Origin of the sequence: Streptomyces sp. WM6386 (assembly GCF_000972385.1) — a bacterium.
In the GTDB taxonomy this organism is placed as follows: Bacteria; Actinomycetota; Actinomycetes; order Streptomycetales; family Streptomycetaceae; genus Streptomyces.
Window position 1 is genome coordinate 36,190 of the sequence record NZ_JXTE01000038.1, and the last position, 12,063, is coordinate 48,252.

12 protein-coding genes and 3 pseudogenes are annotated in these 12,063 nt (G+C 71.8%); 9 read left to right on the plus strand and 6 right to left on the minus strand.

Annotated elements, in window-relative coordinates; all coding sequences use genetic code 11:
• Positions 1-180 precede the first annotated feature (180 nt).
• Positions 181-648: a MarR family winged helix-turn-helix transcriptional regulator gene (locus TN53_RS23095; RefSeq protein WP_046260512.1), complete on the minus strand. Its 468-nt coding sequence runs from the start codon at positions 646-648 to the stop codon at positions 181-183.
• 203 nt (positions 649-851) lie between these two features.
• Here TN53_RS23095 and TN53_RS47370 point away from each other — a divergent pair, with 203 nt between their 5' ends.
• The 3 genes from TN53_RS47370 (at position 852) to TN53_RS23105 (ending at position 2,225) form a co-directional block, all read left to right on the plus strand.
• The gene (locus tag TN53_RS47370; protein ID WP_159038175.1) at positions 852-1,019 is read left to right on the plus strand and encodes a hypothetical protein; all 168 of its coding nucleotides are present in this window, start codon (positions 852-854) and stop codon (positions 1,017-1,019) included.
• Between the two features lie 127 nt (positions 1,020-1,146).
• The gene (locus TN53_RS23100; protein WP_052745284.1) at positions 1,147-1,803 is read left to right on the plus strand and encodes an HAD family hydrolase; all 657 of its coding nucleotides are present in this window, start codon (positions 1,147-1,149) and stop codon (positions 1,801-1,803) included.
• 11 nt (positions 1,804-1,814) lie between these two features.
• Positions 1,815-2,225 carry a (4Fe-4S)-binding protein gene (locus TN53_RS23105; protein ID WP_046260513.1) on the plus strand — a complete coding sequence of 137 codons (411 nt, stop codon included), beginning with the start codon at positions 1,815-1,817 and terminating at the stop codon, positions 2,223-2,225.
• A 101-nt stretch (positions 2,226-2,326) separates the two neighbouring features.
• Here the strand turns inward: TN53_RS23105 and TN53_RS23110 are convergent, their stop codons facing one another.
• Both TN53_RS23110 and TN53_RS44445 read right to left on the minus strand, forming a co-directional pair.
• A complete protein-coding gene (locus tag TN53_RS23110; protein WP_234441679.1) occupies positions 2,327-2,761 on the minus strand; it encodes a hypothetical protein in 435 nt (144 codons plus the stop codon).
• 149 nt (positions 2,762-2,910) lie between these two features.
• Positions 2,911-3,363 (minus strand): annotated as a pseudogene (locus TN53_RS44445) (dehydrogenase); the annotation flags it as partial.
• Between the two features lie 94 nt (positions 3,364-3,457).
• On the opposite strand from TN53_RS44445, the gene TN53_RS23120 reads away from it, so the two are divergent.
• The 3 genes and pseudogenes from TN53_RS23120 to TN53_RS23130 all read left to right on the plus strand — a co-directional run bounded on the left by TN53_RS23120 (position 3,458) and on the right by TN53_RS23130 (position 6,406).
• A complete protein-coding gene (locus TN53_RS23120; RefSeq protein ID WP_095046670.1) occupies positions 3,458-4,339 on the plus strand; it encodes a helix-turn-helix domain-containing protein in 882 nt (293 codons plus the stop codon).
• A 291-nt stretch (positions 4,340-4,630) separates the two neighbouring features.
• Positions 4,631-5,284 (plus strand): annotated as a pseudogene (locus TN53_RS23125) (XdhC family protein); the annotation flags it as partial.
• A gap of 121 nt (positions 5,285-5,405) precedes the next feature.
• Positions 5,406-6,406, plus strand: a pseudogene (locus TN53_RS23130) (NAD-dependent epimerase/dehydratase family protein).
• A gap of 35 nt (positions 6,407-6,441) precedes the next feature.
• Here the strand turns inward: TN53_RS23130 and TN53_RS23135 are convergent.
• Together TN53_RS23135 and TN53_RS23140 are read right to left on the minus strand one after the other, a co-directional pair.
• Complete coding sequence (locus TN53_RS23135; protein ID WP_046260515.1) at positions 6,442-7,554, minus strand: sensor histidine kinase; 1,113 nt, start codon at positions 7,552-7,554, stop codon at positions 6,442-6,444.
• On the minus strand, positions 7,551-8,291 hold the full coding sequence (locus TN53_RS23140) for a response regulator transcription factor (protein WP_046260516.1): 741 nt from the start codon (positions 8,289-8,291) through the stop codon (positions 7,551-7,553). The genes TN53_RS23135 and TN53_RS23140 overlap by 4 nt, the downstream gene beginning before the upstream one ends.
• Positions 8,292-8,414: 123 nt before the next feature.
• On the opposite strand from TN53_RS23140, the gene TN53_RS23145 reads away from it, so the two are divergent.
• From TN53_RS23145 to TN53_RS23155, 3 genes are read left to right on the plus strand one after another with little or no spacing between them, the layout of a single operon-like run.
• Positions 8,415-9,095, plus strand: a complete 681-nt coding sequence (locus TN53_RS23145; RefSeq protein ID WP_046260517.1) for a glycosyltransferase family 2 protein — start codon at positions 8,415-8,417, stop codon at positions 9,093-9,095.
• The gene (locus TN53_RS23150; protein WP_046260518.1) at positions 9,092-9,760 is read left to right on the plus strand and encodes a TIGR04282 family arsenosugar biosynthesis glycosyltransferase; all 669 of its coding nucleotides are present in this window, start codon (positions 9,092-9,094) and stop codon (positions 9,758-9,760) included. Before TN53_RS23145 ends, TN53_RS23150 begins: the two co-directional genes overlap by 4 nt.
• Positions 9,757-10,512, plus strand: a complete 756-nt coding sequence (locus TN53_RS23155; RefSeq protein ID WP_046260572.1) for a class I SAM-dependent methyltransferase — start codon at positions 9,757-9,759, stop codon at positions 10,510-10,512. The genes TN53_RS23150 and TN53_RS23155 overlap by 4 nt, the downstream gene beginning before the upstream one ends.
• A gap of 316 nt (positions 10,513-10,828) precedes the next feature.
• Here the strand turns inward: TN53_RS23155 and TN53_RS23160 are convergent, their stop codons facing one another.
• Complete coding sequence (locus tag TN53_RS23160) at positions 10,829-12,040, minus strand: molybdopterin-dependent oxidoreductase (RefSeq protein WP_046260519.1); 1,212 nt, start codon at positions 12,038-12,040, stop codon at positions 10,829-10,831.
• Positions 12,041-12,063 lie beyond the last annotated feature (23 nt).

The window sequence follows — 12,063 nt, forward strand, 5'->3', positions numbered from 1 at the left end:
TTCGGCGGAAAAGAAGGACGGAGAGGCGGCTCCGGTCACCGCCGCCGTCCCGCTCGCTCGCTCGCACCAAGGCATTGGGCGACCCCCCATGAACGACAGCCCGCCGATGCCGCAACGACGAGAGTCAGGCTCTTCCTGAACAGTGGGCGCATGATCCATCGGCTATGGAAGGTCATGACATCAGGGCGGATCCATCTCCAGCCGACCGAGGATGCGTTCGCAGAGAACCGTGAGCGTGTCGAGCTCTTCGGGGCTGAGAGGGTCGATGACCAGCCTGCGCACGGTGGCGACGTGGTGAGGGGCGGCCGTCTCGATGACCGCGCGGCCGTCGGGGGTGACGACCACATGGACGCCGCGCCCGTCCTTGGGGCAGTACTCCTGGGTCACCAGGCCACGCTTGGCCATGCGGCGGAGGTGGTGGGACATGCGGCTCCGCTCCCACTCCACCGTGTTGGCCAGGTCCTGGAAGTGCCGCAGCCCGTCGGGCGCGTCGGTGAGGGCCACAAGAACGACGTAGTCCGCGACGGACAGATTGCCGCAGCCCTGCAGTGCGCGCGCCAGCCTGCCGGGGAGCTTCTGATGCACACCGATGAAGGCGCGCCAGGCACGCTGTTCGGGCGGGGTGAGCCAGCCTGATTTCTGCTTCATGCAAAGCCACTCTAGTCGATGGTTGACACGTCACCCTCGTAGCATAATAGTTGATGCATCACATACATGTGACCTGCGAAACGCCCTGCCACGTTTCCACGCACTGGAAGGAGATCCCGTGAGCGAGCCCCCCGAACACCGGCCTGGACACCCTGTTGCCCCGAGGAAAACGTCCAGCTACTGATCGACCACCAGCTGTTCCAATGGCCGTCCTCGCCGAGTTGCAGCACGACTGGGCCCGCACGGACCTCGTCGCACCCGAGGACCTGGCGGCGCTCATGGGGTACTCCGGCGGCTCCGGTGTGGCATTCGCCTGGGAGATGCAGCTCCTCGACACGCCCCTCCCCAACGAGACCGCCCCCGGGATGTAAGGGGCGGACCGACTCAACGGGGCGGCGCGAGTGCCGGTGCCGCGGCCGGGGATCGGAGTGAGGCACCCGTGTCCGCAGGGCGGCAAACCACACCTGTTCAGTCCGTCGATCCCGAAGGGTGCCCCCCATGGCAACCGCCCCTGCCGTGCCTCCCTTTGTCCCTCTCGTCCCTCCGAAACTGATCGCGACGGACCTTGACGGCACGCTGCTGCGCAGCGACGGAACGCTGTCGGACCGCACCCGGGCAGCCCTGACGACAGCCGAGCAGGCCGGGATCCGCGTGGCGCTGGTCACGGGCCGCCCGCCGCGCTCCGTACCGGAGTTGCTGGCCACCATCGGACCGCATTTCGTCATCGCCGCCAACGGCGCGGCCGTCTACGCCCCTGCCGGAACCCTGGCGCATGTGTCCCCGATCCGGCCCCTGGCGGCCACCCGGCTCATCTCGCGCGTGCGCTGGGCACTGCCCGGGACCACTTTCGCCGTCGAGTACGACGGGGGGTTCGGCCGCGAACCGGGCTATCCGTCCTGGTCGTTCGGTGACGAGGACGCCGATCCGGTCGGCACCGCCGGGGAACTCCTCACCCGTATCGCGGGCAGGCCGGTACTGAAGATCCTCGCCCATCATCCGACGCTGCCCCTCGACGACTTCTACGAGCAGGCTCGACGCACCGCTGGCAGCAACGCCGAGACCACCTACTCCACCGGCCTGTCTCTGGTGGAGTTCAGCGCAAGGCCCGGAGCAAGGTCAGCGACTGACCCGGCCGGCCGGGCGAAGACACCGTGAGGGAGACCGGCATGAGCGACACACCCCAGATGAAGGCGTACAAGGCGCCGGAGATCACCGTGACCTTCGAGTCGAGGCGCTGCCTGCACGCCGCCCGGTGCATCAACGGCCTGCCCGAGGTCTTCGACACGAGCGCCCGTCCGTGGATCCGGCCCGATCGCGCCCCGGCCGACCAACTGGCCGAGGTGGTGCGCCGCTGCCCCTCGGGTGCGCTGCGGTACGAACTGCCAGATGGCGGGAGAGAGACTCCGGACGGCCCCACCCGTATCACCCGGACCCCCGGCGGACAGCTGGTCGTGCGCGGCGACCTGTCGCTGGACACGCAGGAAGGGACGCACCACGAGACCAGGGCCGTGCTGTGCGGCTGCGCGAACAGCCAGATGCAGCCGTACTGCGACCACTCCGGCCGCTGCGGCCAGTAGTACCGGCGGTGACCACCCACCCCACCCGTCCCCGAACCGTCTTCGCGGCTGCGTCCAAGGCGGCCGCGATGGCGTCGGTGAGGGTTGGGTCCGGGCTGGCGTCAGCGCTGCGACGGTGCCCGTGCGGGTTCGGCGTCTCGCGTGTGGGGCGAGGCGGTGCGCTGGGCGAGGACCCGGGCTGTGCGGGGTGCGCGGCTGACGGCGAGGGCGACCAGCGGAACGAGTGTGAGGACCACGGAGACGGTGCCGACCAGGGGCGGTCCGGTCAGGCCGAGCGAGGAGTCCATGGCCCTGCCGGCGATGGCCGACCCGGCGGCGATGCCGGTGTTGTAGGCGGAAGTGGTCAGCGCTGAGGTGAGGGTGGGGGCGTCGCCGGCGTAGCGGACGGCGAGCGAAGTGACGACCGGGTTGACGGTGAACCCGGTCAGGGCCATGAGGAAGACCAGAAGCGTGGCCGTGACGGGGTTGGCCGACAGCGGGATCAGCAGAAACAGGCTCAGGGCGGTGGCCGAGGCGGCGGTGAGGGTGGTGGCCATCGGACGGTGGTCGCCCAGGCGACCACCGATGACGGGGCCGCCCACGGCACCGATACACGGCGCCTGCCGGGATGCCGGGTCGCGGCCAGCACCAGAGCGACGGCCGGGAGGGCGAGGGCGGTCGGGATCACGGCATCGTCCAGGGGATGTCAGTCGGGCAGGGGCTCGGCGTAGTGGCGGAAGCCGTCGCGCTCGCGGTGGATGGCGTACAGCCGCTGGGCCAGAGCGTCGGGGCTGCTGTGTTCGGCGTCGGGCCGGATGGCGCCGGGGATGATCAGCTGGGCGGCGTGGATGTTCTGCGGGGCGAGGGCGTCGTGGAGCATGCGCGCGTAGGCGCTCTCGGCGGCGAAGGCGATGGATGTGCCGGCCCGGTCGGGGTGGGGTCGCACGGCGCTGCCGCCGTTGACGAACAGCAGGGTGCCGCGGCCGAGTTCGCGCATACCGGGCAGGACGGCGTTCACCGCGGTGACGGGGCCCTTGACGGAGAAGGACAGGGGTGCGTCGAGGTCGTCGGCGCCGGTGTCGAGGACCGGCTTCATGAAGTCGGCGCGGGGCACGGGGCTGTACTGGAGGATCTCGATGGGCCCCCATGCCGCAGCGGCCGCGGTGGCATGCGCGAAAAGTGGAGAAACCCATCCAGGGAGGGATTCGTCCTGGGAGGAAAATCTCCCCGCTTTCCCCGGTGCCTTCGGTGTCATGCTGGGAAGCATGACCAGCAATATTCCCCTTAATGAGCTGGGAGAATTCCTCAAAAAGCGCCGCGCCGAGCTGAGCCCGCGCACGGTCGGACTGCCCGAGAGCGACAGGCCCCGCCGGGTCGCCGGGCTGCGCCGCGAGGAGGTCGCCCAGCTCGCCAGCATCAGCACCGACTACTACATGCGCCTCGAACAGGGTCGAATGCAGGCATCGGCCCCGGTCCTGGACACCCTGGCCCGGGTACTCCATCTGGACGACGACGAGCGAGGCTATCTCTTCCAACTCGCAGGCAAGACCACCACCCGCGCCCAGCGCCGCGGCCGCCAGAAGGTCCAGCCACAGCTCCAGCGGGTCCTGGACGACCTCACCGCCACACCGGCGATCGTGCAGGGCCGACGCGGGGACATTCTGGCCTGGAACCCGTTGGCCACCGCGCTGGTCATCGATTTCTCCCGCATCCCGGAAAAGCACCGCAACTATCCCCGGATCCAGTTCACCGAACCGGCCATGCGCACCCTGTACGCCGACTGGGAGACCTCGGCGCAGATCTCCGTGGCGCAGCTACGGATGGAGGCCGCGAAGTTTCCCGAGGACCCCCGGCTGATCGAGCTGGTCGGTGAACTGTCCACGCGGGACCAGCAGTTCGCCAAGTGGTGGGGCGACCACCGCGTCGCGGCCCGCACCGTGGGCACGAAGACCCTCAACCACCCGGTCGTCGGGGAACTCGTCCTGGACTGGGACACCCTCACCGCCAGCACCGACCCCGACCAGCACCTGACCGTCTGGACCGCCGCGCCCGGCTCGCCCACCCACGAACGGCTGAGCATCCTCGCCTCCTGGGCCGCCGACCAGGACCTGCCCGCGTCCCGGCCGCTCACCTGACGGTTCAACACGGCTGCTGACGACATGGACCGCGCCGGCCGCGGTCCATGTGGTCGAGAAAACCAAGGGGGGACAAAACTCTCCCAGTCACAGCCGCTACCCGTGATGCCAGACTTCCCGCATCGACAGCCGCACCAAGGCCTGCGGTCGCCAGGTCCGCGGCGACGACGATCCCCCACTCCTGCCGTGCTGCTCTGCATGGCCTATCCGTCCGTGATGCGAAGGCATGCCTATGTCTCTTGACCTCCCTGAATCCGCTGTTCCTCCCGTTCCGGCACACTGACCGGAGCAGTGCGACGGGAAGTCGGCGCACAGGCGTGGGCCCTGCTGCGAGCCGGAAGCACGGCCCGGGCGGAGGTCGGCGGGGACGGCGACACCTGCCCGGAACGACTGTCCGCGCTGGTCCACGTGCACGCGCCCCGTCCCCGCATGCTGATCTTCGGTGCGGTCGACTTCGCCGCCGCGCTCAGCCAAGCCGGCCGCTTCCTGGGCTACCGGGTCACCGTCTGCGACGCCCGACCCGTCTTCGCCACCACGGCACGCTTCCCGCACGCGGACGAGGTCGTGGCCGACTGGCCCCACCGCTACCTGGAACACACCGAGGTGGACGCCCGGACGGCCATCTGCGTCCTCATCCACGACGCCGAGTTCGACATCCCCCTCCTGCGCCTGGCCCTGGACCTCCCCGTCGGCTATGTCGGCGCGATGGGATCCCGCCGCACCCACGACGAACGCCTGCGCCTGCTGGGAGAAGCCGGCGTCCGGGACGAACAGCCGGCCCTGCTGCACTCGCCCATCGGGCTCGATCTCGGCGCCCGCACGGCACAGGAGACGGCGGTGTCCATCACCGCGGAGATCATCGCGCACACCCATCACGGCAGCGGACTGCCTCTGTCCGGGCGAACAGGGCCCATTCACCGGGAACCGGTCGTGCAGCTGTCATGAAGGCGGCGTCTCGCGCGCATCGTGGGTCGTCCCGGTCCGATGCGGCCTCTGCTTCTTACGGAGTCATGACGTGCGGGCGCGGCCCCGCTCTCCCGCGCGCCACCGGGCCTAGCGTGGCCGTATGCGTGTACTGGTCACCGGCGGTGCCGGGTTCATCGGGTCCCATGTCGTCGAGGCGCTGGCGGCGCACGGGCACGAGCCGATCGTGTACGACGTCCGGGCGGACCCCGGCGCCGACGTACGCGATCCGGCCGCGGTCGCCCGCGCGCTCGCCGGTGTGGACGCCGTCTGCCACCAGGCGGCCATGGTCGGACTCGGCAACGGGGTCGCCGACGCGGCACAGTACGTCGCGCACAACGACCTCGGTACCGCCGTGCTGCTCGCCGCCATGGCGGAGGCCGGCATCGGGCGCCTTGTGCTCGCCGGGTCGATGGTGGTCTACGGTGAGGGCGCTACGAGTGCCCGCGGCACGGTGTCGTACGGCCCGGGCCGCGTACCGTCGCCGACCTGGACGCCGGGCGGTTCGATCCGCCGTGTCCGGTGTGCGGGGCGGATCTCTCCCCCGGTCTGGTCGGCGAGGACACCGCGGCCGACCCACGGAACGTGTACGCGACGACCAAGCTGGCCCAGGAGCATCTGGCCGCCGCCTGGGCCCGCTGCACCGGCGGTTCGGCGGTGTCGTTGCGCTATCACAACGTGTACGGGCCGGGCATGCCGAGGGATACGCCGTACGCCGGGGTGGCCTCGTTCTTCCGGTCCGCGCTCGCCCGTGGTGAGGGGCCGCGGGTGTTCGAGGACGGGACGCAGCGCCGGGACTTCGTGCATGTGCGGGACGTGGCGGCGGCCAACGTGGCGGCGCTGGAGGCATCGTCGGCCGCGGGCGTGCTGACGGCGTACAACACGGGCAGCGGTGAACCGCACACCGTGGGCGAGATGGCGCGGGCCCTGGCCGCCGCGTACGGCGGGCCCGAGCCGGTCGTCACGGGCGAGTACCGGCTCGGGGACGTGCGGCACATCACCGCCGATTCCGCGCGGCTGCGGGACGGGTTGGGGTGGAAGCCGGGGGTCGGGTTCGCGGACGGTATGGCGGAGTTCGCGCGGGCCGGGATGCGCACCGTGTAGAACTGCGGTGCCACAGACCGGTGGTGCTGCCCGCATCAGGAAGCGGCGGCGGGCAGCACCACCTCGAAGCGGCAGCCGCCGGGGATGTTGCGTACGGTGGCCCGCCCCTGGTGCGCCTCGACGATCCCCCGGACGATGGCGAGCCCGAGGCCCGCTCCGGCCGGCGGTGTGCGGGCGTGTGTGCCACGCCAGCCGGTGTCGAAGACGCGGGAGAGGTCCTCGTCGGGGATGCCGCCGCAGCCGTCCGTCACCGACACCACCACTCCCTCGGGCGAGCGCTCGGCGGCGACGGCGACCGTGCCGTCGGCCGGGGTCCGGCGGATGGCGTTGACCAGCAGGTTGCCCAGGACCCGGCTCATCTCCTTGGCGTCCACCTCGACCGGCAGCATCTCGACATGGCCGCCCACCAGCCGCACTCCGTGTTCGCGGGCGAGCGGGTCGGCTCCCGCCAGCGCGTCGCCGATCAGGTCGTAGAGCGAGATCCGGGCGTACGACAGCGGCAGCGTGCCGGCGTGGATACGGGAGAGTTCGAAGAGGTCGCCGACCATGTCGTTGAGGCGTTCCACCTCGGTGCGCATCTGCCGGAGGTAGCGGGTGGGGTCGGCGGCGACGCCGTCCTCCAGCGCCTCCGACATGGCGCGAAGACCGGCCAGCGGGGTGCGCAGATCGTGCGAGATCCAGGCGACGAGTTCGCGCCGGGACGTCTCCAACGCCCTTTCCCGTTCCCGGGATTCGGCGAGTCTGGCGCTGGTGGCCGCCAACTCCCGGCTCAGCTGTTCCAGTTCGGCGGTCGCGGGGATGTCGGGGGCGGCGAAGTCCCCGCCGTCGCCGAAGGAGCGGGCCGCCACGGCGAGTTCACGGCTGCGCGCGACCACCCAGCGGCCCAGGAGAAGAGCGGTGGCCAGCGAGACCACGGCCGCCATCGCCACGACCGTCGTGACGACGGTCAGGTCGTGCGGGGACAGGAACATCGCCCAGGCCACGGCCAGCGTGCCCGCCAGCATGGCGACGACCCCGACGGCCGCCACCACCGCCAGGGACGCGGTCAGTGAGCGGCGCCGGACCACGCGCAGTACGGCCGCTCCGGCCAGCCCGGTGGCGGCGGCGCCGGCGAAGGCGTACAGGGCTATCAGCAGCGTGTCGTTCACGATCCGCTCTCCTCTCCCGTGGATCCCGTGGGATCGAAGCGGTAGCCCACGCCCCAGACCGTCTGGATCAGGCGGGGGCGGGCCGGGTCGTCCTCGACCTTGCCGCGCAGGCGGCGGACGTGGACGGTGACGGTCGACAGGTCGCCGAAGTCCCAGCCCCACACCTCGCGCATCAGGTCCTCGCGGCTGAACGCCCGTCCCGGATGCCGCAGGAAGTAGGAGAGCAGGTCGAACTCCCGGAGAGTGAGGGCGAGTTCGGTGTCGTTCTTGGCGGCCCGGCGGGCCGCGGGGTCGACGGTCAGGCCCGCCGCGCCCAGCCGTGCGCCGGTGGTGGCGGGCCTGCTGCGGCGCAGTACCGACTCCACGCGCAGCACCAGTTCGCGGGGGCTGAACGGCTTGGTGACGTAGTCGTCGGCGCCCACTTCCAGGCCCAGGATGCGGTCGTCCTCGTCGCCGCGGGCGGTGAGCATGATGACCGGGACCGGCCCGTGTCCGCGCATCCGGCGGCAGACCTCCAGGCCGTCCATGCCGGGCAGCATGAGGTCGAGCACGACCAGGTCGGGCCAGTGCGCGGCGGCACGGCCGAGGGCCGTCGGGCCGTCGTCGGCGCGGTCGACGACGTACCCGGCGCGGTCCAGGTACCCGGCGACGACCTCGGCGACGGTGGGGTCGTCGTCGACCACGAGGATCCGCGTGGGACCGCTCGCGCTCTCTTCGTGCTGGTAGGGCTGCTGCATGCCTCCAGCCTGGCACCACGCCGCCGCCGTCGGCGTGCCCGGGCGCCTCCCCGGGCTTCGATGTCCGCGTTTCGTAAGGAGCGGATGTCCGCTATGCCCGATTCTTGTTCGTAGGGTGAAACGGTGACAACGACACCTTCTGACGTCGACGTGGTGCTGCCCTGCCTGAACGAGGCCAAGGCCCTGCCCTGGGTGCTGGAACGGATCCCGCCGGGCTGGCGCGCCCTCGTCGTCGACAACGGTTCCACCGACGGCTCCGCCCACATCGCCGACGCGCTCGGCGCCACCGTCGTCCACGAGCCGCGCCGGGGCTTCGGTGCCGCCTGCCACGCCGGGCTGGTCGCCGCCACCGCCGACGTGGTGTGCTTCTGCGACTGCGACGCCTCCCTGGACCCCTCGCTCCTCGTGCCCTTCGTCGGCGAGATCCTCAGCGGCGACGCCGACCTGGTCCTCGGCCGGCGCCGTCCGCAGGGCCGGGGCGCATGGCCCACGCACGCCCGCGCCGGCAACCTCGCGCTCGCCCGCATGATGCGCCGCCGCACCGGGCTGCGCCTGCACGACCTCGGCCCGCTGCGTGCCGCCCGCCGGGAGCCGCTGCTCGCCCTCGACCTCACCGACCGGCGCAGCGGCTACCCCCTCCAGATGGTCGTCCGCGCCGCCGACGCCGGCTGGCGGATCACCGAACACGACGTGCCCTACCTGCCGCGCACCGGAGCCTCGAAGGTAACCGGCACCTGGCGCGGCACCTGGCAGGCCGTACGGGACATGAGCCGTGTGCTGGCCGACGGGAGGGCCGCACGGTGACCACACTCCTCGTCATCGCCAAGGAACCCCTGCCGGGGCGGGTGAAGACCCGGCTGACCCCGCCGTTCACGCCGCACCAGGCGGCGGCTCTGGCCGAGGCGTCTCTCACGGACACCCTGCACGCCGTGGCGGCCACACCCGCTTCCCGTCGCCTTCTCGTCCTCGACGGAAGGCCCGGCCCCTGGCTGCCGCCCGGCTTCGACGTCGTACGGCAGTGCGCGGGCCCTCTGGACGAGCGGCTGGCGGACGCCTTCGCGCACTGTGCGGGCCCGGCCCTGCTCATCGGCATGGACACGCCTCAGGTGACCCCCGCGCTGCTCGACGTGGACTTCGCCGACTGCGACGCCGTTTTCGGTCCGGCCGAGGACGGCGGCTTCTGGGCGCTGGGACTGGCCGAACCCGACCCCGACCTGCTGCGGGGCGTGCCCATGTCGACCCCGGTGACCGGGGCGGTGCAGCGCGAGCGGCTCATCGCGGCCGGACTGCGCGTGCGGGACCTGCCCCGGCTGCGGGACGTGGACATCGCAGCCGACGCCGAGGCGGTCGCCGCCCTCGCCCCGCACGGACGGTTCGCGGCTCGGCTGGCCCGGTGCGCGCCGGCCGCTGCGGGGCCCGGGTCACCGTCGGGCACCGGGTCCGCTGCGCGTTCGGGCCCCCGCCGATGAGCAGCCCGCCCGTCACGGCTCGCGCCTGGGCGAGTGCCGATCCCTACGCCGCGGCCCTGCGCACCGGACGCGGCCCGCTGTTCCTGCGCCGCGACGACGGCTGGCTGCTGCCGCTGGAGGTGGAACGCTGGTGCGCCCGCGCCGATGAGGTGGACCGGGACGTGCTCGACCGGTGCGAGGGCAACGTGCTGGACGTGGGCTGCGGCCCCGGACGGCTGGTGGCGGAACTCGCCGTCCGGGGCCGGGCCGTCCTCGGCATCGACGTCAGCCAGGCCGCTGTCGAGCACACCGTGCGCCTGGGCGGTCAGGCACTGCGGCGCTCGGTCTTCGAGCCGCTGCCCGGCGAGGGCCGTTGGGACACCGTCCTGCTCATGGACGGCAACGTCGGTATCGGCGGTGACCCGCGCGCCCTGCTGGACCGGGTGGCCGCCCTCCTCAGGCCCGGCGGCCTGCTGATCGCCGAGACCGCACCGGTGGAGGTCGACGAGCGCGTGCAGGTGGCGGTCGTCGGCCTCATCGACAGCGGTGCGGCCGACCTCCCCTTCCCCTGGGCCCGGCTCGGCACGCGGGCCCTGCTCGCGCACGCACAGGACTGGCGGCGGGCCGGTCAGTGGACCGCGGGCGGACGGTGCTTCGCCGCGCTGCGCAGCCGTAGCGCCAGCAACAGCGCCGACCCCGCGAACAGCACGGCGGTGATCAGCAGCCAACGCGCCGTGAAGCCGTCCGGCGACAGACCGGTGGCGGATCGGTAGCGCCGGTCCACCATCCCGCTGATCAGCGGGAACCACACCAGCAGAAGCAGCCCGGACAGCGCGGCCGGCACCCGCACGTACATCACCCACTCGCGGCGGCCGGCCGCGCCGAGCCCGCGGACCACGGCCCGGTCGAGCACCGCGTAGACCGGAAGCAGCACCAGGTCGTGCAGCAGGGCCGCCCCCACCAACCACAGCGTCACCCCGAACCAGTCGCCATCGAGGAGGCGCACGCCCGCATAAGCGGCGAGTGCGAACGAGCAAGCCAGCAGCAGGAGTTGAAAGGGACTTCCGACAGGAATCCGCGGTCGGCGCATCACAGGTCTCCGAACGTCAGCCGGGCCACCCACTTGGTGTTCAGGACACCGGGCGCGGCGGGCACGATGATCCGGGCCGGGTGGCCGTGGTCGGGGGACAGCTCCTCGCCGTTGACGTACAGGGCGAGCAGGGAGCGCGGATCGGCCACCTGGTTGGCGCGCAGGGCCGCCTTGCGGAACGATCCGCGCTGCTGGAGGGATTCGACGAAGACGTCCGGCGGGTCGTCCTCGTAACCGACGAGCGCCGCCAGGTCGCACAGCCGCACCCCGCGCCACCACTGGTCCGAGGTCGACCAGCCCTCCACGCAGGCGATGGGCAACGCGGCGCTGTGCAGGGGCAGTTCGGCGAGCTGTGCCCGGCTGAGACGGACGGTGCCCGTGCGCCCCGTGACGACGAGCCGCCACGCGTCCTCGCCCGTCTGTGCCGGGGTGATCCCGGCGTACGCGGCGGTCTTGTTGATCTGGAAGCCGTTCGGGCCGCTGCCGGGCTCGCCGGCGCCGTGCGGGGCGAGGAGGGCGGTGCGGCGCAGGACGTCGAAGTTCTGCCCCACCGTCGTGGCGAACAGCAGCAGCGAGCCGCCCCCGACGAACCACAGGTCGTTGCGCTCCTCCCGCAGCTGCCGCAGGTTCCGCAGCGCCATCGGCAGTTTCAGCACCGCGTGCGCGGCGAACGCGGCGAAGAACACCCAGGCGCCGTAGAAGTGCAGCCGGTAGAAGGAGCCCGGGAAGACGTAGTTCAGCTGGACGTTGAAAACACCGGTCACGAACTCGAACAGTCCTCCCCCGACCAGGAGCAGCAGGGAGATCCGCTCCAGGGCGCGGACGAGGGAGCGGGCCGGCGGCAGGGTGAACAGCCTGGGCACCACCGACCACAGCTTGGCCAGCAGTACGGGGATCAGGGTGACGCCGAGGGTGACATGGACGCCCTGGTTGAGCCGGTACAGCCAGTGCGGGTCGGTCGGCCAGGAGAAGAGGTAGAAGCCGAGGACCCCCTTGTCCGGGGTCTTGTCGTTCACAGGTGACAGGTCCGGGTTGTAGGCGGCGTAGGAGACCAGGCCCGTCACGAACAGCACCGTGATGCCGACGAGCAGGACCAGACCCAGCACCGAGGTGAACCAGGGACCGCGCAGCGCACTGCGCCAGAAACCGGGCGAGGACGGCAGCCGTGGGTCCGCTCGCAGGGAAAGGCGTGGGATGTCGGGGTCGCGCATGGCCCGACCGTAGGCCCGGACCA

What these genes read in the sequence shown, in the direction of transcription:
- TN53_RS23105 (WP_046260513.1), top strand. Translation starts at nt 1,815, where the DNA reads ATGAGCGACACACCCCAGATGAAGGCGTACAAGGCGCCGGAGATCACC.
- TN53_RS23100 (WP_052745284.1), top strand. Translation starts at nt 1,147, where the DNA reads ATGGCAACCGCCCCTGCCGTGCCTCCCTTTGTCCCTCTCGTCCCTCCG.
- TN53_RS23120 (WP_095046670.1), top strand. Translation starts at nt 3,458, where the DNA reads ATGCTGGGAAGCATGACCAGCAATATTCCCCTTAATGAGCTGGGAGAA.
- TN53_RS23155 (WP_046260572.1), top strand. Translation starts at nt 9,757, where the DNA reads ATGAGCAGCCCGCCCGTCACGGCTCGCGCCTGGGCGAGTGCCGATCCC.
- TN53_RS47370 (WP_159038175.1), top strand. Translation starts at nt 852, where the DNA reads ATGGCCGTCCTCGCCGAGTTGCAGCACGACTGGGCCCGCACGGACCTC.
- TN53_RS23140 (WP_046260516.1), bottom strand. Translation starts at nt 8,291, where the DNA reads ATGCAGCAGCCCTACCAGCACGAAGAGAGCGCGAGCGGTCCCACGCGG.
- TN53_RS23095 (WP_046260512.1), bottom strand. Translation starts at nt 648, where the DNA reads ATGAAGCAGAAATCAGGCTGGCTCACCCCGCCCGAACAGCGTGCCTGG.
- TN53_RS23110 (WP_234441679.1), bottom strand. Translation starts at nt 2,761, where the DNA reads ATGGCCACCACCCTCACCGCCGCCTCGGCCACCGCCCTGAGCCTGTTT.
- TN53_RS23160 (WP_046260519.1), bottom strand. Translation starts at nt 12,040, where the DNA reads ATGCGCGACCCCGACATCCCACGCCTTTCCCTGCGAGCGGACCCACGG.